Here is a 21,973-nt window from a genome sequence, read left to right as displayed (position 1 = left end):
CGATGATCAAAACGGACGACACCGCGCCCCGGACGCCAACGACCAGACCATGGTGATTCCACGAGTCACCGGGCCTGGGGCCGTACCGTCGGCACCGGCGACCAATGCCCCGGCCACCACGCCCCGAGCCACACCTACCGCCGCGACTCCCGCGCCGTCGGCGACACCCGCCGCGTCACCCGCACCCACAGCTCCGCTGGCCCCCGCCGCGACCCCGCGACCCAGCGTCGAGTTCCTGATCAGTCCACCGTCCAACGGTCACGGCCCCGCCGGACCGGCTCAGGCCACCGCCGGGCCGGCGGGGCGCCTCGGTGGTACGCGAGCCACGACGCCTCCCACGACGCCGACGCCGGCACCGCCGAGCCCATGGGCACCAACCGGCCCTCCGACGCCCGCCGTCGACCCCACGGCAGCGGCACGGGCACGGGGACCATGGCCCGGCACGGTCGGTCCGACCGGCTTCCCGCTGAACGGACCACCCCGGGCCGCGAAGCCGACGGTCGCCGTACCGGGCTTTCCGCCCGCCGCGTCGGCACCGGAGCAGACCCAGCCCATCCCGGCCACCACGCCGGGGCCAACGGGGCCACGTCCCTCCGCTCCCGGATACACGATGCAGGCGTCGGAACGTACCCAGCTCATCCCGAAGCTGACCGGCACGCCCCCGGTGGCGACCGGGCCGACCGGGACAGGTTCACCACCGGCGAAGGCCAGCACACCGGAGGGCACGGGTGCCGCCACCACCGGAACTCAGGCGAACGGAGCGGTACGCCCCCCGGCGGCCACCCCCCAGCCGGGGCAGCCGACGCACGCCGAGAACTCGACCATGCTCATCCCGGCGGTGCCGGCACACGATCCGTCATCCACCGCGCTGCTCCCCACCATGACGCCGCGCAAGACCCAGCCCGACCAGCACGTCACGGCGATGTTGCCGACCGTACCCGCCGGTAACCCGACCGACCGGAGCCCGGCGGCCGGCGACGGTCCGGCCGGCGGCGACCAGGCCGGACCCGACGGCGAGACCCGGCCACGCCGGGGCGAGCGGGTCGTCAAGCTTCGCCCGGAACGCACCGGAGAGGGCTACAAGAGCGTCTACTCGGAGCTGACCCGGCCCACCATCGGATCGCGCATCCGCACCGGCCTCCGGTTCAGCGGCGAACTGATGATCACGTTCGGCTTGATCATCCTGCTCTTCGCCGGCTATGAGATCTGGGGCAAGTCGGTCATCGTCAACGCCCACCAGAGCACCCTGAGCCAGGAACTCGAACAGGCATGGGCGAACGAACCCGGCCCCGATCCGACCGTCGCCCCGAGCACCGGGCCGAGCGCGCCGGCCGGAGTCGCTCCGCCGAAGGCGCCAGCCGACGGCAAACCGATGGCATCGCTCTACATCCCCAAGCTCGACAAGAGCTGGGTGGTGGTGGAGGGCGTCACCCAGAAGGACATCCGGTACGCCCCCGGGCACTACCCGAAAACCGCCCTCCCCGGGCAGATCGGGAACTTCTCGGTCGCCGGTCACCGCAACAAGGCCACCTTCTGGCGTTTGGACGAACTGCACGACGGCGACGTGATCGTGGTCGAGTCCAAGACCGACTGGTATGTCTACAAGGTCACCGACAACGTGATCGTCAAGCCCAGCCAGGTCGAGGTCGTCGCGGCGGTACCCGGCAACCCCAGGGCCAAGGCGACCAAGGCGATGCTCACCCTGACCACGTGCAACCCCAAGTTCGACAACTACGAGCGGTTGATCATCCACGCCGAGCTGGCGCGTAAACAACCGAAGTCGTCCGGGCAGCCGGACGAACTGAAGGGCTGAGCCGTGTACGCGTGGATCTGGCGGCGGCTACCATTTGGCCTGGTCGGCAAGCTGATCGGCTCCGTCCTGCTCATCTCGGCATCGGTCGCCCTGCTCTGGTACCTGGTCTTCCCCTGGGCCGAGCCACTGCTGCCCTTCGACGACGTGCAGGTCACCCAGGAAGACGGTGGCGGTCCGAACGGCGTCGATTCCGGCGACGCCGTCGACTCCGGTGACGACTCCAGCGTCGGGGGCGACCCGGCGGCGGACGACCACTCGGTGCCGTACGACACCGACGAGAACAACACCCCTCCTCCTAGCCCTGACAGGTAACCCGATGCGCGTCCTCGTGATCGACAACTACGACTCCTTCGTCTTCAACCTGGTCCAGTACCTGGGCCAGCTCGGTGTCGACTGCGAGGTACGTCGGAACGACGAGATCGAGCTGGCCGAGATCGGCAGGTTGGGCGTCGCCGGGGTGCTGCTCTCCCCGGGACCGGGTGCGCCCGAGCGAGCCGGCATCTGCCTCGACGTGATCCGTGAGTACGCCGGCCAGCTACCGATCTTCGGGGTCTGCCTCGGCCACCAGGCCATTGGTGTCGCCTTCGGGGCGACCGTCACGAGGGCGCCGGAGCTGCTGCACGGCAAGACGTCGCAGGTGCAGCACAAGTCGGTGGGGGTCCTGGCCGGCCTGCCCCACCCGTTCACCGCGACCCGCTACCACTCGCTGGCCGTACTGCCGGAGACGCTGCCGGACGAGATCGAGGTGACCGGCTGGACCGAGTCCGGCGTGGTGATGGCGATGCGCCACCGCACCCTGCCGATCGAGGGCGTCCAGTTCCACCCGGAGTCGGTGCTGACCGAGGGCGGTCACCTGATGCTCGCCAACTGGCTCGCCGCCTGCGGTCACCAGGAGGCGCTGGAGCTTGCGCCGGCGCTCGCCGCCGAGGTGGACGTACGCCGCCGCTCCGCCTTCGTCACCGTCTAGGTCCCGCTCAGTCGCGCCGGCTGGCACCCGACCCGCCGGGGTGTCGGCCGGGCCGGGGTGCCAGCGTTGTCTCCTAGCGGACGCCAGTCTTGGTCGGCCGAGTGCTCGGCGTGGGGTTGCCGGGGGCGATCGGTGCACCTCCGCCGCCGCCGGCTCCCGCCCCGCCAGTGGGCGTGGGGGTGCCGGTCGGGTTCGTCGGGTTCGTGCTTGGTTGTTCCTGACGGGCAACGGTGACGGTGAGAATGATCTGGGTACCGGGCTTGCGCTTCTGGCCTTCCGGGATGCTCTGCCGCTCCACCCGGCCGGCGTCCTGCGGCGCCACCTTCGAGCCGTTGGAAATCCGCACCTCGAAGCCGAGGTTGTCGAGCCGGTCGGTGGCATCCTCCACGGAGTCGCCGACAACGTCCGGCACCTCCTTCAGGTTGCCGGTGGCGACCTCCACCTCGACCTCGGAGCCCTTCGGCGCCTTGGCTCCGGAACCCGGGGTGACCTTCAGCACGGTGCCGACGGCCTTGTCGCTCTCCACGTCCTTGCGCTTGGGCACCAGGCCCGCCGCAACGAGCTGAGGCGCCACGTTGTCGTACGGGCTGTTGACCAGCGCCGGCGGCACGGTCACCGACTCGCGTCCGCCGCAGAGTTGGAGGGTGACCAGGGCGTTCGGCGCCACGGTGGCGTCGGCGGCCGGCTGCTGGCTGGTCACCGTGTCCTTCTCACAGGTGTCGTTGAAGACCGGCTCACCCGTGACGGTCCGCAGCCCCTGCTGGCGGAGTGCGGCGGAGGCCGCCGCCTCCGACTGCCCGACCACGCCCTGCACCTTGACCGTCGACGTCCCGGGGTCCTGCTTGTTCAGCAGCAGGCCGGCGACGAGTGCGATCACCGCGAGCACGCCGAGCCCGCTGAGGGTGGCGAGCACCCAGGCGGAGGCGCGGCGCCGACCGGGGTCGCCGACCCGGGCCGGTGCAGGCCGCTGGCCACCCGCACCCGGGCGTACGACGCCGGCCGGCGGAAGGGCGGTGGTCTCGTCGTCGCGCATCACCGGGGTGGCCATCACCGGTCGGCCGGCCGCGGCCCGGAGCAGGTCGGCCCGCATCTCAGCGGCGCTCTGGTAACGGTTGAGCGGGTTCTTGGAGAGCGCCTTGAGCACGATCGCGTCGATCGGCGGCGTGACGTCCCGGTTGATGTCGCTCGGCGCCGGCGGGTCCTCCCGGACGTGCTGGTACGCCACGCTCACCGGGCTGTCGCCCACGAACGGGGGGTGTCCGCAGAGCAGTTCGAAGATCACGCAGCCGGCCGCGTAGACGTCCGAGCGGGCGTCCACCGGCTCGCCCCGGGCCTGCTCCGGGGAGAGGTACTGGGCGGTGCCGATGACCGCGCTGGTCTGGGTCATCGTGGTGGCACCGCTGGCCAGGGCCCGGGCGATACCGAAGTCCATGACCTTGACCTGACCGTTCAAGGTCAACATCACGTTACCGGGCTTGATGTCCCGGTGGATGATCCCGTGCCGGTGGCTGAACTCCAGCGCGGCGCAGATGTCGGCGGAGATCTCCAGGGCGCGGCGGGGCATCAGCCGACCCTCGGCCGCGAGCACCTCCTTGAGGGTGCGCCCGTTGACGAACTCCATGACAATGAACGGCAGTGTCTCGCCGGTCGGCGCGATCTCCTCGCCGGTGTCGTAGACAGCGACGATGGCCGGATGGTTGAGGGATGCGGCGTTCTGCGCCTCGCGGCGGAACCGCATCTGGAAGGTCGCATCCCGGGCCAGATCGGTACGAAGCATCTTGATCGCGACGTCCCGGCCGAGCCGGAGGTCGCGCCCTCGGTGCACCTCGGCCATGCCGCCGTAGCCGAGCAGCTCGCCGACCTGATACCTGCCACCCAGCAGGCGGGCCTGCGCAGTCATCGCGTCTGTCGTCCTTCGCTCGTCTGGGTCATCCGGGCGCCATACACGTCCCGCTCTATCCGACGGTACGGCGCGTACTGCGAATCGTCGCGTTCGTTGACTCTCTGCAAGCTAGACGTCACTGCCCGCAGGCTGTTGTTGCTGGCGGGATTGTTCTTCGTCATCCAATAGGAAATCACGCCGGAACAGATCAGCACCACGAGCCCCAACACCACCGCCAGCGCCACCATCAACGACCGGTTGGCTGGCGACTGCGAGGGTCGGGCGACCGAGGCCGGGGCCATCGGCTGCCCGTAACCGGTCGTCTGTGGCGGCCGGGGAGCCGGAACAGCGGCGGCACCCCGGTGGTAACTCCCGGTCTGCGACGGTGTGGCCGGCGAGCCGACCGGTCGTGGCGGCACCGAGGCGGCACCGGCGGGCGGATAGGGGGCGCCCACCCGGGTGCCCCCCAGGGCCGACGACGGCAGACCTGGCGCACCCGAGGTGGGCCCGGCAGCCGGTGAGGCCGGCTGGATCGAGGGCGGCACCGAGCCGGGGTGGCCGGCCGACCGACCCGGTTGCACAGGGTTGGGGGGCACGGGGTGCCCAACGGCCCGGTTCGGCTGGGCGGGTGCCGGATGGGCCGGTGGGCGCATCGGTTGCGCCGGAGTGGCTGCCTGCCGGGCGACCGCCGCCAGGGTCGCGGCCGTCGGCCACCTGGCCGCCGGGTCCTTCGCCATCGACCGTTCGACAATCGCCCGTACGGCTGGCGGAATGTCCGCGGGCAGCGGTCGGGGTGCGTCCCGTACGTGCTGCATCGCGATGTCGAGCGGGTTCTCCCCCTCGAACGGCCGCCGGCCGGAGAGGCACTGGTAGGCCACCACACCGAGCGCGTAGACGTCCGAGGCGGGCGACGCGGTTCCCCCGGTGGCCTGCTCGGGTGAGATGTACGAAGCGGTGCCGAGCACCGAGCCCGCCGCGGTGAGCTGTCCGACCATCGCCGACCGGGCGATACCGAAGTCGGTGAGCACCAGCGTGCCGTTCGGTCGGACCAGCAGGTTGCCCGGCTTGACGTCGCGGTGAACGATGCCCTTCTCGTGGGCGGCGTGCAGGGCGTCGGCGGCCTGCGCCATCAGCGCCATGGTGCGCGCCGGGGTGAGCCGGCCGACCCGTCCCAGGGTCGTCGAGAGCGCGTCGCCCTCGACGTACTCCATCACCAGGAAGGCGATCTGCTGGTCGCTGCCGTAGTCGTAGACGTCCACCACGCCGGGGTGGTTGATCGTCGCCATGGTCCGGGCCTCGCCCCGGAACCGTTCGGCGAATCCCGGCTCGTCGAGGAGCGCGGGCAGCAGGATCTTGACCGCGACGGTACGTCCGAGCACCTCGTCCGTGCCGCGCCAGACGTCGCCCATGCCGCCGCCGGCGATCCGCTCGTCGAGGCGGTAGCGGTTACCGAGCAGGACCCCGGGGCTCAGCATTACTTGCCACCCCCGTCCTGAATGACCGCCCGCATGATCTGACCGGCGATCCGGGTGGCCTCGCCGCTGCCACCGCTGCCGGCGGCCTCCAGGAAGACCGCCACGGCGGAGATCGGCTTGCCGTCCTTCATCACGAACCCGATGAACCAGCCGTGGTCCTTGGTGTTCGAGTCGACCTGGGCGGTGCCGGTCTTGCCGCCGACCTGGTAGCCACTGATCTTGGCCGCCGTGCCGGTGCCGTTCTGGACCACGTTGACCATCATGTCGCGCAGGGCGGCGGCGACCGGCTCGCTCACCGGCTGGCGCAGCTCACGCGGGTCCGCGGTGTAGTAGTCGGTGGTCCGGTCCGGCCCCAGCAACTGCTGCACCAGGTACGGCCGCATCTGGCTGCCGTTGTTCGCCACCGCAGCAGCGATCAAGGCCCCTTCCAGCGGTGTCATTCGTACGTTGTTCTGCCCGATCGCCGACTGGGCCAGCGCCGCCGGGTCGTCCCCACCGTCGGGGTTCTTGATGTCGCCGGTCTCGCTGGTCGCCGTGGGAAGGCCGTTCTCGTCGAGCCGACCAACGGTGAGGTCCTCGTCCCCGAAACCGAACGCCCGCGCCTTCGCCTTGATCGTTTCCGCGCCGAGCTTGACCGCGAGCTGGGCAAAGCCGGTGTTGCAGGATTCGGTGAGCGCGTCCTCCAGCGTCACCTCCGCCTCCGGGCAGATGCTCGCGGCGGCGTTGCGGATCGGAGTGCCCGAGGTCGGCGCGGTGTAGCTCGACCCGGCCGGGATCTTGGTGTCCTTGGTGTAGCCGTTCTCCAACGCGGCTGCGGCGTCGATCACCTTGAAGGTCGAGCCCGGCGGGTTGACCTCGGTGAGTGCGCGGTTCAGCAGCGGCTCGTTCGGATCCTGGACGAGCTTGTCGTACGCCGCCGTTGCCGCGTCGATGTCGTGGGTGGCCAGCGTGTTCGGATCGAAGCTGGGCATGGAAACCAGCGCCTGCACCGCCCCGGTGGTCGGGTTCAGTGCGATGGCCGCACCTCGGGTCGCACCGACCTTGTTCTTGGTCAGCTCGTCGAAGGCGGTCTGCTGGGCCCGACGGGAGAGGGTCAGCAGCACGTTTCCGCCAGCGGTCTGGTCACCGGTGAACAGGTCCCGGACCCGGTCCCCGAAAAGCTGGTCGCTGGTGCCGGCGAGAAAGTCGTTCTCGCTCCGTTCGATGCCGGTCGGGCCGATGTTGACCGGCTGGTAGCCGAGCACGTGCGCGTACATCGGCCCGTCGACGTACGAGCGCAGGAACTTCAGCCGGCCCGAGGTCTCCTTGCTGCTGGCCAGAGCCGTGCCGCCGGCCTCGATGTTGCCCCGCTTGCGGTCGTACTGGGCAACCTGCACCCGCCCGTTGTAATCGCTGGTGCGGTAGTCGTCGGCCTTGTAGCCCTGGACCCAGTTGAGATTCACGAAGAGCAGGCCGAACAGGACCATGACGACCACGCCGACCTTGCGCAGGGGTGCGTTCACGGGCGAATCACCTCCGTTTGCGCGCCGTGCAACTGGGCCGGGGGCGTCCCGGAGCCACCCGCCGCCCGGGCGGGCGAGGAGCCGTCCACCGGCCGCCGGGCCGCGTCGGAGATCCGTAGCAGCATCGCCACCAGCAGCCAGTTCGCCATCAGTGACGAACCACCGGCGGAGAGGAACGGTGTCGTCTGACCGGTCAGCGGGATGAGCTTGCTGATGCCGCCGACGATCACGAAGACCTGCAGTCCGAGGGTGAACGCGAGGCCGCCGGCGAGGAGCTTGCCGAACGAGTCGCGTACGGCCAGTGCGGCACGCAGCCCCCGCTCGACGATCAGCAGGTAGATGACGAGCAGCGCGGAGAGCCCGAAGAGGCCGATCTCCTCACCCATGCCGGCGAAGATGAAGTCGTTGTGCACCTCGGGTACCAGGGTCGGCTGGCCGGCGCCCGGCCCGGTGCCGAAGAGACCTCCGGTGCCGAGCCCGAGTAGCCCCTGGACGAGCTGATACCCGTCCCCGAGCGGGTCGTCGAACGGGTGCAGCCAGATCTCGGCCCGCAGATAGAAGTTGGCGAACGGGCCGCCGACCGTGCTGCCCAGGAAGTACGCCAGGAAAGCGCCGCCGAAGAAGAGCAGCAGACCGATAATCAACCAGCTAACCCGTTCGGTGGCGATGTAGAGCGTCACCACGAACATGCCGAAGTAGAGCAGCGAGGTGCCGAGGTCCTTCTCGAAGACGAGGACCATGAGGCTGACCAGCCAGACCCCGATCACCGGCCCGAGGTCCCGGCCGCGCGGGAAGTCAATGCCGAGGAAACGGCGGCTCGCCAGCGACAGCACCTCCCGCTTGCGGACCAGGTAGTAGGCGAAGAAGACCAGCAGGGCCAGTTTGGCGAACTCACCCGGCTGGATGGAGAACCCGCCGATCATGATCCAAAGCTTGGCGCCGTTGATCTCCGACATGCTTCGCGGGAGGACCGCCGGGAGCATCACCAACACGATGCCGGCGAGGCCGAGCGTGTACGCGTACCGCGAGATTGCTCGGTGGTCTCGGAGCAGGACCAGCAGGCCGGCAGCGAGAATCACCGCGGCCAGGGTCCAGGCCAACTGGCGACCACCGGTGCCAGCGAAGATCGGGAAGTCGGGCCGCTCCTCCGGTCTCGCCTCGCCGAGGTCGAGCCGGCGCAGGAAACCCACGCCGAGCCCGTTGATCAGCGCCACCGCCGGCACCAGCACCGGGTCGGCGTACGGCGCCAGGTAACGAATCACCAGGTGCAGGCCGAGGAAGACCGCAGCGAGTGCTGCGGTCGGCACCCAGAAGTCCAATGTCACCGTGTCGAGCAGGTTCGCCTCGACGGTGGCCGCGTAGCCCAGTACCAGTGCCATCGCCAACAGCAGGAGCGACAGTTCGGCGTTGCGCCGGGACGTGGTGTCCCGGACGCGTGGCATCTCACCCGTGACTGCGGGCGCTGGTGGCGGTCCGACTGGGGCAGTCACGATGAGTCCCTCGGATCGTTGGATCTCACGGTCACTCGGGCGACCGGCATCCCGCCGGGTCGGGGGTGGCCGGCGGAAGGGTGTCGGACGGCAGCACCTCGGGGCTACCGCTGTCGGCCGTCGCCGTCACCTCGGGCTGATCCGAACTCTCCGTCACCCCAGACGCCGACGGGGTCGGCGTTCCGGAGAACTGGGGAGTCGGGGAACCGGATGGCGACGGCGGTTCGCTCGGGCTCGGTGAGCCCTCGGCCGACGCTGTCGGGCTCGGTGGGCAGGTCGGCTTGAGGTTCGGGTTGCCCGGCTCGTCGACGGTCAACTCCGAGAGCAGACGCTCGGCGTCCGGCTCGTTCTTCGCCACTATCCCCTGCTTGACCTGCTCCTGCGCCGCGTTGGTCAGGTCGTTGAGCTCGGCCCGACTGGTGGAGTGCACGCTGGAGAGGTTGAGCCCGGCGATCTGGCCCGGCACGCCCCGGAACACGGCGAGCTGGCCGGTCTCGGTGGCACCCACGTAGAACTGCCGCTGGCTGTAGGTCCAGCCGCCCCAGAGGCCGGCGCCGAGGATGGCGGCGAGAGCGATCAACTGCACCGCCGTACGCACCGGCCGGCGGCGGGGCCGCTCCGGGTCGTCGTCGGCGTTCGCCGGGGATTCGGCCGGTTCCGGGCTGGCGGGACGTGGCGGAGTCAGTGCGGAGGCCCGCGCGGCCGGGGTGGAGTCGTCCGCCGAGGTGGCCATCCCACGGTCACGGGCGGCGGCGCCGCCAACGATCGGTGCCGCCTCCAGGATGTCCTGGTCGGTCGCGTCGGCGATGACCACCGTGATGTTGTCCGGGCCACCGCCGCGGAGCGCGAGCTGGACCAGCCGCTCGACACACTGCTGCGGGTCGGTGTACTCGCGCAGGGTCTGGCCGATGGTCTCCGCACTCACCACGCCGGAGAGACCGTCACTACAGATCAGGTAGCGGTCACCGGGGAGCACCTGCCGGACGGAGTACTCCGGGTCGATGTCGCGTCCGTCGAGCGCCCGGGTGAGCAGCGACCGTTGGGGGTGACTGCTCGCCTCCTCCAGCGTGATCCGACCCTCGTCGACAAGCATCTGGACGTACGTGTCGTCCTTGGTGATCTGGGCGAACTCCCCGTCGCGCAGCAGGTACGCGCGCGAGTCACCGATGTGCACCATGCCGATCTTGCTGCCGGAGAAAAGCGTGGCAGTCAGGGTGGTGCCCATACCCTCCAGGTGTGGGTTGGCGTCCACCGTGTCGCGCAGTTGTTGGTTGGCGGTGTCGACGGCAGAACGCAACGCGTCGACCAGGGCGTCCCCAGGGACATCCTCGTCGAGCGGCGCCATCGCACCGATGACGATGTTGCTGGCGACGTCACCGGCGGCCATGCCGCCCATGCCGTCCGCCACGGCGAGTAGCCGCGGACCGGCGTAGACGGAATCCTGGTTTCCGTCTCGGATCAGACCGCGGTCGCTGTGGGCCGCATAGCGCAGGGTCAGAGTCATGGCCGTAACTCAAGAGAAGTGCGGCCGATCCGGATCGGCACGCCGAGGGGGACGGGGGTTGGTCCGGTGACCTTAGCGCGATCGAGGTATGTGCCGTTAGTCGAGCCGAGATCCTCGACGAACCACTGACCGGAACGGGGCACCAGCCGGGCGTGTCGGGCCGAGGCGTAGTCGTCGGTAATCACCAGGGTGGAGTCCTCCGCACGGCCAATGGTGATCTGCCCTTCACCGAGAGTGATCCTGGTGCCAGCCAGCTGGCCGGCGGTGACCACGAGTTGATGTGCCGCCCGGCCGCGCTTCACCTTCGCCGGCTTGCCCTGGGAGGTCACCGCGCCGACCCCGCGCGGGGCGGCGACCAGGCGACTGGACCGGGCGCCCGCGAAGAGATCCCGACGGATGACGCCCACCACGGTGAAAACGAAGATCCAGAGCAGGACGATGAACGCGAACCGGGCGACGGTGATGACGAAGGGCGCCAAGTTTTTAGCCGTCCACTCGGAACGTCAGGGTGGTCGTCCCGAGCTGGACCATGTCTCCAGGGTTGAGCGCCACCGCCGAAACCCGCTGGCCGTTGACCATCGTCCCGTTGGTCGACCCCAGGTCGGTGAGGACAACCTGGGCGCCGTCGAAGTCGAGCCGGGCGTGTCGCCGGGAGATTCCGACGTCGGGCAGCCGCAGGTTCGCCTGGTCGCCGCGACCGATCACGGTCGAACCCATCTGCAACGGGTAGCTGCGGCCGTCGCCGGAGACCAGTCGCACGTTGCGACCGCCACCGCCGTGTCCGGGCGGCGGGCCGTAGCCACCGCCCTGCTGGTCGTACGGCGAGTAGCCGCCGGGGGCGGGCTGGTCGTAGCCCTGCTGCTGGACCGGGGCGACATCGCCCCCGGTGTAGACCTCCGCGGTGACCCGGAACATGCCCGTGTCCAGTCCGTCGCCGCGCTCGATCTCGACGATCACGTCGCCGTAGACCGTCCACGCCTGCTCGCCGATGAACTCGGCCTGCGACTGCGCCAGCTCCTGGGCGAGCGCAGCGGCGTACGGCGCGAGCCGACTGTGGTCGTAAGGCGAGAGATCGATCACGTAGCGGTTGGGCACAAGAGTGCGCCCACCAGCCAGGATCGCCTTGTGCGCCTCTGCCTCCCGCTGCATCGCGTTGAGGATCTCCACAGGGTGGACGACCCCCTTGAACACCTTCGCGAAGGCCCCTTCTACCAGGCCTTCCAGACGCTTCTCGAAGCGTTGCAGCACGCTCACCGGCTCCTCCTCGGGTCCCGAGGACATGATGGTATCCGGCCGCCGCACGCGCAGCTCGCACGCCGCTCGGCCGTCCGCTGCCGACCCATACCTGAGGGTCGGAGTCCTCGTGCTAGTGTTCCATGCGCCGCCAGCGGTAACGCCAGCGGTCGCAGTACGAACAGCGTAATATGTCCCGGCGTCGGTCGAAGACCTGGCTGGGATAACCTGAAGTTGGTAGGGCCCACGCACGACGGTGGGGGCAGTGCTAATCTGCCTCGGCGTCGCGTAAGGGGAAGTGGCGGAATGGCAGACGCGCACGGTTCAGGTCCGTGTGCCCGAAAGGGCGTGGGGGTTCAACTCCCCCCTTCCCCACCAACACGAAGGGCCCCGCGTTCACGCGGGGCCCTTCGTCCATCTCTGGGCGCGAATGCCCGAACCTGATGGGCACCGCGTTATGCTCCGATGGTTTCCGGCTGCCGAAAATTCTGGAGTGTCGTGTGAGTGTCGCGCTGGTGACCGGATCAGGCGGTCTGATCGGCTCCGAGGCGGTCCGGCACTTCGCCGGTCTCGGCCTCGACGTGGTGGGCATCGACAACGACATGCGTCGTCAGTTCTTCGGTGCCGAGGCCTCCACCGCGTGGAACGTGCTCCGACTGACCAGTGATCTCGGCGGGTCGTACACACACAAGGACGCGGACATCCGCGACCGGGACGCGCTGGCGGAGATCTTCCGGCGCTACGGCCGCGAGATCTCGGTGGTGATCCACACCGCCGCGCAGCCCTCACACGACTGGGCGGTACGGGACCCGTTCACGGACTTCGACGTGAACGCCGGCGGCACGTTGAACGTTCTACAGAACGTCCGTGAGCACTGCCCCGAAGCGGCCTTCATCCACTGCTCGACCAACAAGGTCTACGGCGACCGGCCGAACAGCCTGCCCTTGATCGAGCAGGAGACCCGCTGGGAGATCGACCCGGGACATCCGTACGCGGACGGCATCAAGGAGGACATGTCGATCGACGGCACTCTGCACTCCGTCTTCGGCGCCTCCAAGGTCGCCGCCGACGTGATGGTGCAGGAGTACGGCCGCTACTTCGACATGCGTACCGCCTGCTTCCGTGGCGGCACCTTGACCGGCCCGGCCCACTCGGCGACCGAACTGCACGGCTTCCTGGCGTACGTGATGCGCTGCAACATGGAGCGCCGGACGTACAAGATCTTCGGATACAAGGGCAAAATGGTGCGTGACGCGATCCACAGTCACGACGTCGTCAACGCGTTCGAGGCGTTCTACCGCAACCCGCGCTCGGCTGCGGTCTACAACCTCGGTGGCGGGCGGCACTCGAACTGCTCGCACCTGGAGGCGTTCGCGATCGCCGAGCAGATCTCCGGGCAGGAGATGATTACCGAATACCGCGAGGAGAACCGGATCGGTGACCACCAGTGGTGGATCGGTTCCAACGCGTCATTCCAGGCCGACTACCCGGACTGGAAGCAGATCTACGACGTGCCGATGATCCTGCGCGAGATCTACGAGGCCAACGTGGACAAGTGGATACCGCAGGCATGAGCGCACCGGTTCAGGCCGCACCATGAACCGTCGACATGCGCTGACCAGTCAGTTCAGCCACGGGGATCACGGCGCCGCCAGGCGCAGCGAGGAACCGCGATGATCTCCGAGGGTAAGCGCAACGTGCTGGGCGTTCTCGTGAACGTCGTCGACTACGACGCCGCCGCCACGGAGGTGATCTCCGCCGCCCGGGAACGTCGGCCGTTCGCGCTCACCGCGCTGGCTGTACACGGCGTGATGACCGGCGTACTGGATCCACCCCACAACGCTCGTCTCAACTCGTTCGACCTGGTCACGCCGGACGGTCAGCCGGTCCGCTGGGCGCTCAACCTGCTGCACGGGGCCAACCTGAACGAACGGGTCTACGGTCCGACGCTCACGCTGCGCGTCCTGGCCCGCGCCGCCGACGAGGGTCTGCCGGTCTACCTCTACGGCTCGACCGAGCAGACCCTGGCCCGCCTGGTGCCAGCCTTGGAACGGCGCTTCCCGGCGCTGAAGTTCGCCGGGGTGGAGGCGTCCAAGTTCCGCTCGGTGCGACCGGGCGAGGAGAACGAGATCGCCGACCGCATCCGCAGCTCCGGGGCCCGGCTGGTGCTGGTCGGGCTCGGCTGCCCCCGACAGGAGGTCTTCGCCTACGCGATGCGCCCGCTGTTGGACATGCCACTGCTGGCCGTCGGGGCCGCCTTCGACTACCACGCCGGACTGCTGCGCAAGCCGCCGGCGTGGATGCAGCGGGCCGGGCTGGAGTGGCTCTGGCGGCTCGGCCTGGAACCGAGACGCCTCTGGCAGCGCTACCTGGTGCTGAACCCGGCGTACGCCACCCGGGTGGCGGCGCAGCGGACGAAACTCTGGAAGGCCACACCACCGCCGCCGGCAAGCGACCCGCCGTCGAGTTTCTCGGTCTGACCGCGAACCTCTCCGGACCGAGCGCACCACGAGTTCCTGGACCGCCCCGCCCGTACCTCGGGAGGGGCGGTCTGTCGTTGCGGGGACCTGGAGCGGTCGGGGTCTATCCGTTGGGCAAGCGCTTTCCTATGCTGAGCTGATGATGAGGAGCGACGACGAGCTGACCCCGGCCCGACTGATCCCGAAGATCGACCGGCTCTGGGCGCTATCCGCCGAGAAGATCGACTCGATCGAACAGACCTCTCCACCCGGCTCGCCCTCGCCGGTGTTCACCGTCGACGGCCGGTACACCGCCCGGGGGTGGACCGAATGGACCCAGGGTTTCCAGTACGGCTCCGCGCTGCTCCAGTACGACGCCACCGGCGAACACCGCTTCCTCGACGTCGGCCGGGACCAGACCGTGGCCGTGATGGCCAGTCACGTCAGCCACATCGGCGTACACGACCACGGCTTCAACAACGTCAGCACGTACGGCAACCTGTGGCGGCTGATGAACGAGGGGCGCATCCCCGAGGACCAGGGCGAGCGGCACTTCTACGAGCTCGCCCTGAAGCTCACCGGCGCGGTGCAGGCGGCCCGGTGGCGGGAGACCGCCGACGGCACCGGCTACATCTACTCCTTCAACGGGCCGCAGTCGCTCTTCGTCGACACCATCCGCTCCTGCCGCGCGCTCAGCCTGTCGCACCTGCTCGGACACGTCCTGATGGGTGAGCGGGACGAACGGATCTCACTACTCGGACGGCTGGTCGAACACGCCATCAACACCGCCAGGTGGAACGTCTTCTACGGGGAAGGACGGGACGGCTACGACATCCCCGGCCGTACCGCTCACGAGTCGATTTTCAACGTGAACGACGGCAGCTACCGGTGTCCGAGCACCCAGCAGGGCTACTCCCCGTTCAGCACCTGGACCCGGGGACTGGCCTGGGCCATGCTCGGTTTCCCGGAGCAGTTGGAGTTCCTCGCGACCCTGCCGGACGAGGCGTTCGCACCGTACGGCGGCCGGGTCGGGGTCGAGACGCCACTGCTCCGCGGAGCCATCGCCACCTGCGACTTCTACCTGGCCCACACCCCGGTCGACGGGGTGCCGTACTGGGACACCGGCGCCCCCGGACTGACCCGGCTCGGTGACTACCTGGAGCACCCGGCTGACCCGTACAACCCGCACGAACCGGTGGACTCGTCAGCGGCGGCGATCGGGGCGCAGGGGCTGCTCCGACTCGGCCGCTATCTCACCTCGATCGGTCGAAACGCGGAGGGACGGCGCTACTGGCAGGCCGGACTGACGGTCTGCGACACCCTCTTCGACGAGCCCTACCTGAGCACCGACAGTCGGCACCAGGGCCTGATCCTGCACTCGGTCTACCACCGCCCGAACGGCTGGGACCACGTACCGGCCGGGCAGGGGGTGCCGAACGGCGAGTCCAGCATGTGGGGTGACTACCACGCCCGCGAACTGGCCCTCTACGTCCAACGCGTGGCCCGCGCCGAGCCGTACTACACCTTCTTCGGGCCGAACGCGGTCGCCGTACCGTCGATCTCCGCACCGGCCGCGGCGCTGGTGGCCCGGTGACCGGCCGGCCGGTCGCGGTCGTCACCGGCGGATCCCGGGGCATCGGGCGCGGCATCGTGCTCTCGCTCGCCGGCGCCGGGTACGACGTGGTCGTCAACTACGCCAGCAACGCGGACGCCGCCCGGGAGGTCGGCAAGGAGGTCGAGGCGCGGGGTGGGCAGGCGCACCTGGTCCGGGCCGACGTCGCACAGCGCACCGACCGGCGGACGCTGATCGACCAGACGGTCGCCACCTTCGGCCGGCTCGACCTGCTGGTCAGCAACGCAGGGGTCGCCCCCGCCGTACGGGCCGACCTGCTGGAGGCCGAGGAGGAGTCCTTCGACCGGTTGATCGAGATCAACCTCAAGGGGCCGTACTTCCTGGTCCAGCTCGCCGCCCGGACGATGATCGAACAGCAGGCCGCCGGGATCGTCAGCAACCCGAAGATCGTGATCGTGTCGTCGATCAGCGCCTACACGGCCAGCGTGAACCGGGGCGACTACTGCGTCAGCAAGGCTGGGCTGGCGATGACCGCGCAGCTCTACGCGACCCGGCTGGCCGAGCACGGGATCAACGTGTACGAGATCCGGCCCGGGATCATCGAGACCGACATGACCGGTGGTGTGAAGGACCGGTACGACGACCTCATCCTCAACCAGGGACTGACCCCGATCCGCCGTTGGGGACAACCGGAGGACGTCGGCCGTGCGGTGGTCGCCGTCGCCACCGACCTGCTGCCGTTCAGCACCGGACAGATCATCGACGTCGACGGGGGTTTCCACCTGCGTACCCTCTGACCGGGTCGTCCCGGGCCACCCCCTACTGGAGGAACTCCGGGGGCGGCCCGGGGTGCGGCCCTGATTCCCCCGGCGCCGGATCGGGCAATGCTGTATTCATGGATATCGACCTGGCTGTCCTGGTCGCGGTGGCTGTCGTCTGGCTGGCCGCCGGCCTCGTCGCGGACGGACTGCCGCAACTGGACAGTCCCCGGACGCTACGCAGACGTACCACCTGGTTGCTGGCCCTGACCGGGACCGGCCTCGGCACGCTGGCCGCCCTCGGCCTGGTCGCGCTGGTCGCGGCGGGCCCGACGGTGGCCGACCGGGCACCGCTCGCCCTGCTCCTGCCCTCGGTCCCGGCCACCGCGGTGGCGCTGCTGACCGTAGGCCGGCTCCGACGCCTGCGGGCCGGTGCCGGCGCGTTCGCCTCGGCGCCGGACGCCCCGTTGTCACCCGCGCTGCGAGCCGGTGCGGCGCACCCGATGATCGCGCTGCCGCTCCAGGTGGCTGGACTGGTGACTCTGCCGGCGCTGGTCTCCGCCACCTCGCTCGTCCCGGTGGCCGCGCTGACCGGGTTCGCGCTCACCACGAGCCTCGCCGTGGTCAGTGTCATCGGCGTACGACACGCTCTGCGCCACAATCGGCTGTCCGAAAATTCGATAACGGTACGCCCGAGCGCCCGGGGAACCTCAGCGCGGCCGACCCGCATCCTGCACGTATAGCAGCTCAAGAATCGCACGTGCGGCTTCGAACCACCGGTCCAGCCATTCCTGCCGAGGCATCGAACCCTTGGATGGCAATTCGAGCAACAGGCCCCGCAACAATGGGTGATCGACCAATGACTCAAACTGCGGCTCGGACCAGTCCGGCGGCGGATACACCGGCTCACTGAGCCCGCCCAGATCGAGCGACGGCAGTTTCGGCGGGCGCTCCGACTGACTGGCCGGACCGAGATCGGGCACCCCGTTGTCATGGGAGCGCAGGTCCTGTCCGGGGGGCCCGTCGTCGGCCAAAATACCGTCCCGGCGGGCGCCGCGGTACTTGGTGCCGAGCCGCTCCGGCTTGGCCGTGCCGTTGCCCAGGTTCTCCGAACCGATCGTCATCCGTCTCGCCTGCCTCACTCCGCCGCGAACCCGCGCGTCAGGTTGTACCAGCCGGTGCCGTGCCGCCTGGTACAACGACCCGGACCTGCCCTGGCGACGGCGTGCACCCGACCAGTAGTCCGGCAGACCCTCGTTGACCTGCGAAGGAATGCGAGGGCGACGAGCGGGCGCTGGTACGGGCAACAACCAGCGGACATGGTGAGCGCGGGCACCCATCGGGGTGTCCGCGCTCAGAATTGGCCCGCGTCGTGCGCTCAACTAGTCCAGATCGAACTCGCCGTCCTTGGCGCCGCCGACGAAGGCGTCCCACTCGTCCGGCGTGAAGATCAAGGCTGGCCCGGCCGTGTTCTTCGAGTCACGAACAGCGATCGCGCCACTCACGAAGGCCACCTCGACGCAGTTGTCACAATTAGGCCCGCTACGCGAGCTCTTGTACCAAGCTGCGTCGGTGAGGTCTACGCGAAACCCCTTTGTCTCCACTTCCACAATGGCTCCTCTGCCAACCTTGCAATCAGAGCTACCGAATCCTCCGGGCGAATCGCCGCAGCTCGAATATGGTCGAAAATAAAGGCGTACTTCTGTAGCTCCTCGACCTTTTCCAGGAAGAGCCCACCCGTGGCGTTTTCGGCGTACACCACCGGGGGGTCACCCGGTTCCGGAAAGTCGAGAATCGTGAAGGTGCCGTCCATGCCGGCATGCGCGCCGACGTCGAACGGCAAGATCTGGATCGTTACATTCGGCTGATCGGCCGCTTCCACCAGCCGCTTCAGTTGGTCGCGCATGACCTCGTCGCCACCGACCGGCCGACTTACCACCGTTTCATCGAGCACCACCCACACGTCGATCGGATCGTCTTGGCTCAGTAACGACTGACGACCCAACCGGACACGGACACGCTGCTCGACCTCGTCCGTGGTGATGTCCGGCCGCGCTGACCGGATCATCGCCTTGGCGTACTCCTCGGTCTGGAGCAGACCCGGCACGACCTGTTGCTCGTACGCCCGAATCGAACCGGCGGCGGCCTCGAAACCGACGTATGCGCTGGTCAGCACGGTGCTGTACGAGGCCCACCAGCCCTTCTGCCGCGCCTCCCGGGCGATCTGCAGCAGGTCTTCGCTCTCCTTGCCGACGATGCCGTAGATGCTGATCATGTCGCGAACATCACGAACCGTGGCGGTGGTGTGACCCGTCTCAATACGTGAGATCTTGGACTGCGAGCATTCCAGCCGCTCGGCGACCACCTCGATGGTCACCCCGGCCGACTCCCGGAGCCGACGCAACTCGGCTCCCAGACGACGGCGACGGATGGTCGGGCTCCGGCGCTCAGACACCGGGTCACCTCCGGTCGATCGCGCATAGTTCGGCCCACCGCGGTGCGCGACCATCAGGCGGTGGGCAATCGAGTTCGCGGCAGGATTTACCCACGTGTCAGCCGGCCGCGGCGGCGGAGACCGCCCCAGTCTGCCGCGTCCACACGCGACACTTCAAGCTTCGGCGGCACCCAACGCGCAAGAGCCATGCTGCAACTTGCATTGATCACACTCTTCGTGCACTCTGTGCGTATGGCTCGGGTTACTCAGCGTTTCGATCTAGTGGCACTGCGGACCGCCTGTCGCTCCGCAGTGGACCGGAGCGGCCTCCTCGCGCAAGCCCCGACCGGACACGACCCGGGGTAATGACCCCGCCGCTGTACGCCGTACGGCTACGGCGGCTGGTGCGGTCCCGGAGTCGACGGGTGTTGGTCGGGGCCGGCGTGAACGCGCCGACCGGCCCCTACCACCGGCCCCGGCCAGCACCCTCGACCTGCCGCTGTGGGCGGCCGGATTCCGCGTACGTCCACCCACGGACCGCGCGGTCAAGCCCACCAGCTCAACAGTCCAACCATGGTCAGTTCGGACAGGAGTCGATGTGCTTCCTCCCCGCTCAGGTGACGTCCTCCAAGTGACCCGCGCGGCGAGCGTGCAGTTCGCCCAGCCGATCCTCTTCCGGGTGATCCGGGCGCACGACTGGCCCACCTACGACGGCTGGATCTGGCTCGACGGATACGAGCTCAACGCCGCCATGGACGCGGTCGCCCGACGATCGATCTTCGTACAGCTCGACGGACTGCGGGCGGTCCGACTGACAGCGCCAGCAGCGCGGCACCTCAACGCGGGACCTCGGACGATGACCGGCGGACGCAACTCGTCGCCCGTCCGGGTGCGGGTCGGCTGACGGCGGGACATCCCGTCGTTCCGGCGCCGGCACCGGCCCAACCACCATAAACTCGGGCTGACGGCAGGCTCCGGGAAACGATGGTCGTACCAGCGACCCACTCGTCACGAGCCCCGAACCGCAGGGGTGGCCATGGCCACGACGTCCCGCGCTCGACTCCAGCTCACCGCACGTCTCACGTGCGTCGTCACCGCCTCCGCGTTACTCGCCGGCGGGGCGGCAGGATGCGCCACCGAACCCCACCGCCACCTCGACCCGGCCGCCGCGCTCGGCACACCGGCACCCGCTCCCGGGGGCGCATGGCCCTCGTACCCCCTGCCCAGCCAAGTCCCGACGCCGTCGGCGAACGGCTGGTCCCTGCCGGCGCTACCCACAGCCGGACCCAGCGGATCCCACCCGACCCGAGATGTGACAGCGCCGTGGTCGACCCGGCCCACCTCCCAGGCGACCACGCCCCTGGGCGGCGGGAGCGGAGCAGGCGGGCTGGTCGTCGGCCCACGCCCGGATGCCACCACCACCGGCCGGGCCAGCGACCGACTACCGGCGGGCTACCAACGATCACTGGTCTATTCAGGGCTGTTCGGACTGGTCATCGCGATGGTCGGAATCACCATGATCGGCCGGCGCCGGCAACTCTGGTAAGCCTGACGACCGCTCAGCCTGTCGGTGTCGGATCAGGCGTGGCGGGCGCACCGGCGGTAGCCGTGGGCGTCGGAGGCACGCCCGGCGTCGGGGGCGCTTCCGCGACCGTCAACGTGACCTGAGATCCAACCGCGATCGGCGTACTCGGGCGTGGGTCGGAAGCGATCACCGTACCGGGCACCCGGTTCGACTCGCGGAACTCGACCCGGGACGTCAACCCCGCCTGATCGAGTAGCTCCTGGGCCGCTTCCTGACTCAGCCCGATCACCGGTGGCACCTCGACGACACTCGCCGAGGTCGCGGAAGGGGTTGGCGCGGACGTGGTCGGCACGGCCGAGGTCGGCGCAACGGTGGCGCTCCGACTGGGCGACGGCGACGGCGATGGCGATGGGACCGAGGCAGGTCCCGTCCCACCGGGATTCGCCTGCACAATCAGCCAGATGCCGAACGCCAGCACCCCCAACAGGATCAGCCCGATCAGCCCGATCAGGATCGGCATCCACCAGCGCCGGTTGGACCCTCCGTCATCGCCGGCCCACTCGGTCGGTGGCGGCCCTCCCGCACCGGGCCGCACCGGCGGTCGCACCCCTGCCCGCCCGGACCACGGTGCACCACCCGACGAGGGCAGGCCCGCGTCCCGAGCAGCGGGGAGGGCCGCCGTCTGATCCAACCGACGCGCCGAAGGCCGGGGCAGCTTCGCGGTCACGTCCGGCGCCGCCGGGGGCTGCGGCAACTTCGCGGTCACGTCGGGTCCGGCCGGCGGTAGTGCCATCGTCTGGTCACTCGCGGGGCCGGGCAGGTTGCCCGGCAAGGCGATCGTGGCGTCAGGCGACGGACCAGCCGTACGATCCGGCAACGCGATCGTCTCGTCAGAAGACGAACCCACCGTACGATCCGGCAACGCGATCGTCTCGTCGCCCGTCCCCTGGTCCGGCAGCGCCACCGTCTCGTCACCGGCGGAGACCGCTGGAGCGGCGGACGGCAGCACCGTGGTCTCGTCGATCGGTTCCGGTTTCTCGACGGCGGTATCGGCCTCCGCGCCGGACTCGGGCACCGCATCCGACTCCGTCAGCGGTTCGGACAACGCACGCGGCTCGGACCCGGTGGGCGGTGCGGACTCTCCGGCCTGCTCGTCCTCACCCGCAGTCGAGGGCTCCTCGCGCGGACTGGCACCGGACGGGGCCTCTACCGAAGGACCGCCCGGTTCCTCGGCTGGCTCCTCCACCTGCCCGTCGGTAGACGGAGACGACTTTGCCGGGGTCGGTTCAGGAACATCCCGCGGCTGATCACGGTCGTCCGCCATGGTGTGTTCCTCTCCCCGAGATCTTCGCCCATCC

The 21,973-nt window shown here is 69.3% G+C and carries 21 protein-coding genes and 1 tRNA gene; 11 read left to right on the top strand and 11 right to left on the bottom strand.

The window, feature by feature from the left end; all coding sequences use genetic code 11:
• The first annotated feature begins 49 nt into the window (after positions 1-49).
• From ACIBF5_RS03935 to ACIBF5_RS03925, 3 genes are read left to right on the top strand one after another with little or no spacing between them, the layout of a single operon-like run.
• Positions 50-1,813 (top strand): class E sortase, encoded by a 1,764-nt coding sequence (locus ACIBF5_RS03935; RefSeq protein WP_396807834.1) that lies wholly within the window; start codon positions 50-52, stop codon positions 1,811-1,813.
• Between the two features lie 3 nt (positions 1,814-1,816).
• On the top strand, positions 1,817-2,125 hold the full coding sequence (locus ACIBF5_RS03930) for a hypothetical protein (protein ID WP_396807832.1): 309 nt from the start codon (positions 1,817-1,819) through the stop codon (positions 2,123-2,125).
• Positions 2,126-2,129: 4 nt separating this feature from the next.
• Positions 2,130-2,780: an aminodeoxychorismate/anthranilate synthase component II gene (locus ACIBF5_RS03925; protein WP_396807830.1), complete on the top strand. Its 651-nt coding sequence runs from the start codon at positions 2,130-2,132 to the stop codon at positions 2,778-2,780.
• Positions 2,781-2,853: 73 nt separating this feature from the next.
• Here the strand turns inward: ACIBF5_RS03925 and pknB are convergent, their stop codons facing one another.
• The 7 genes from pknB to ACIBF5_RS03890 form a co-directional block, all read right to left on the bottom strand.
• Positions 2,854-4,680, bottom strand: coding sequence for a Stk1 family PASTA domain-containing Ser/Thr kinase (gene pknB / locus ACIBF5_RS03920; RefSeq protein WP_396807828.1), 1,827 nt, complete (start codon positions 4,678-4,680; stop codon positions 2,854-2,856).
• Positions 4,677-6,137, bottom strand: a complete 1,461-nt coding sequence (locus tag ACIBF5_RS03915; protein WP_396807826.1) for a protein kinase — start codon at positions 6,135-6,137, stop codon at positions 4,677-4,679. The genes pknB and ACIBF5_RS03915 overlap by 4 nt, the downstream gene beginning before the upstream one ends.
• Entirely contained in the window at positions 6,137-7,639 is a 1,503-nt protein-coding gene (locus ACIBF5_RS03910; protein WP_396807824.1) for a peptidoglycan D,D-transpeptidase FtsI family protein, read from the bottom strand. Before ACIBF5_RS03910 ends, ACIBF5_RS03915 begins: the two co-directional genes overlap by 1 nt.
• A complete protein-coding gene (locus ACIBF5_RS03905) occupies positions 7,636-9,081 on the bottom strand; it encodes an FtsW/RodA/SpoVE family cell cycle protein (RefSeq protein ID WP_396808275.1) in 1,446 nt (481 codons plus the stop codon). Before ACIBF5_RS03905 ends, ACIBF5_RS03910 begins: the two co-directional genes overlap by 4 nt.
• Positions 9,082-9,160: 79 nt before the next feature.
• On the bottom strand, positions 9,161-10,633 hold the full coding sequence (locus ACIBF5_RS03900) for a PP2C family protein-serine/threonine phosphatase (RefSeq protein ID WP_396807822.1): 1,473 nt from the start codon (positions 10,631-10,633) through the stop codon (positions 9,161-9,163).
• On the bottom strand, positions 10,630-11,112 hold the full coding sequence (locus ACIBF5_RS03895; protein ID WP_396807820.1) for an FHA domain-containing protein: 483 nt from the start codon (positions 11,110-11,112) through the stop codon (positions 10,630-10,632). Before ACIBF5_RS03895 ends, ACIBF5_RS03900 begins: the two co-directional genes overlap by 4 nt.
• 4 nt (positions 11,113-11,116) lie before the next feature.
• Entirely contained in the window at positions 11,117-11,914 is a 798-nt protein-coding gene (locus tag ACIBF5_RS03890) for a DUF3662 and FHA domain-containing protein (RefSeq protein ID WP_121162331.1), read from the bottom strand.
• A 244-nt stretch (positions 11,915-12,158) separates the two neighbouring features.
• Between ACIBF5_RS03890 and ACIBF5_RS03885 the strand changes: the two genes are divergently transcribed.
• From ACIBF5_RS03885 to ACIBF5_RS03860, 6 genes are all read left to right on the top strand, one after another.
• Positions 12,159-12,244: transfer RNA gene (locus ACIBF5_RS03885), tRNA-Leu, on the top strand.
• A gap of 122 nt (positions 12,245-12,366) precedes the next feature.
• Complete coding sequence (locus ACIBF5_RS03880; protein WP_396807818.1) at positions 12,367-13,440, top strand: NAD-dependent epimerase/dehydratase family protein; 1,074 nt, start codon at positions 12,367-12,369, stop codon at positions 13,438-13,440.
• Positions 13,441-13,539: 99 nt separating this feature from the next.
• Complete coding sequence (locus tag ACIBF5_RS03875) at positions 13,540-14,346, top strand: WecB/TagA/CpsF family glycosyltransferase (protein ID WP_396807816.1); 807 nt, start codon at positions 13,540-13,542, stop codon at positions 14,344-14,346.
• 139 nt (positions 14,347-14,485) lie between these two features.
• Positions 14,486-15,919, top strand: a complete 1,434-nt coding sequence (locus ACIBF5_RS03870) for a hypothetical protein (RefSeq protein WP_396807815.1) — start codon at positions 14,486-14,488, stop codon at positions 15,917-15,919.
• Positions 15,916-16,695 carry a 3-ketoacyl-ACP reductase gene (locus ACIBF5_RS03865; protein WP_396807813.1) on the top strand — a complete coding sequence of 260 codons (780 nt, stop codon included), beginning with the start codon at positions 15,916-15,918 and terminating at the stop codon, positions 16,693-16,695. Before ACIBF5_RS03870 ends, ACIBF5_RS03865 begins: the two co-directional genes overlap by 4 nt.
• Positions 16,696-16,793: 98 nt before the next feature.
• Complete coding sequence (locus ACIBF5_RS03860) at positions 16,794-17,399, top strand: hypothetical protein (protein WP_396807811.1); 606 nt, start codon at positions 16,794-16,796, stop codon at positions 17,397-17,399.
• On the opposite strand, the gene ACIBF5_RS03855 is transcribed toward ACIBF5_RS03860, so the two are convergent.
• From ACIBF5_RS03855 to ACIBF5_RS03845, 3 genes are all read right to left on the bottom strand, one after another.
• On the bottom strand, positions 17,367-17,780 hold the full coding sequence (locus tag ACIBF5_RS03855; RefSeq protein WP_396807809.1) for a hypothetical protein: 414 nt from the start codon (positions 17,778-17,780) through the stop codon (positions 17,367-17,369). The two genes, ACIBF5_RS03860 and ACIBF5_RS03855, sit on opposite strands and share 33 nt — an antisense overlap.
• A 258-nt stretch (positions 17,781-18,038) precedes the next feature.
• Positions 18,039-18,260: a DUF397 domain-containing protein gene (locus tag ACIBF5_RS03850; RefSeq protein WP_121157696.1), complete on the bottom strand. Its 222-nt coding sequence runs from the start codon at positions 18,258-18,260 to the stop codon at positions 18,039-18,041.
• Positions 18,236-19,111, bottom strand: a complete 876-nt coding sequence (locus ACIBF5_RS03845; protein ID WP_396807807.1) for a helix-turn-helix domain-containing protein — start codon at positions 19,109-19,111, stop codon at positions 18,236-18,238. Before ACIBF5_RS03845 ends, ACIBF5_RS03850 begins: the two co-directional genes overlap by 25 nt.
• A 577-nt stretch (positions 19,112-19,688) precedes the next feature.
• Here ACIBF5_RS03845 and ACIBF5_RS03840 point away from each other — a divergent pair.
• Positions 19,689-19,994: a hypothetical protein gene (locus tag ACIBF5_RS03840; protein WP_396807805.1), complete on the top strand. Its 306-nt coding sequence runs from the start codon at positions 19,689-19,691 to the stop codon at positions 19,992-19,994.
• Positions 19,995-20,126: 132 nt separating this feature from the next.
• Positions 20,127-20,636 carry a hypothetical protein gene (locus ACIBF5_RS03835; RefSeq protein WP_396807804.1) on the top strand — a complete coding sequence of 170 codons (510 nt, stop codon included), beginning with the start codon at positions 20,127-20,129 and terminating at the stop codon, positions 20,634-20,636.
• A gap of 13 nt (positions 20,637-20,649) precedes the next feature.
• Here ACIBF5_RS03835 and ACIBF5_RS03830 read toward each other — a convergent pair whose 3' ends face one another.
• Positions 20,650-21,861 carry a PASTA domain-containing protein gene (locus ACIBF5_RS03830; RefSeq protein ID WP_396807803.1) on the bottom strand — a complete coding sequence of 404 codons (1,212 nt, stop codon included), beginning with the start codon at positions 21,859-21,861 and terminating at the stop codon, positions 20,650-20,652.
• Positions 21,862-21,973: the final 112 nt, after the last annotated feature.

This window comes from Micromonospora sp. NPDC050417, from assembly GCF_044458865.1.
Lineage (GTDB): Bacteria > Actinomycetota > Actinomycetes > Mycobacteriales > Micromonosporaceae > Micromonospora_G.
This window is presented reverse-complemented; position numbering and strand designations above follow the sequence as displayed.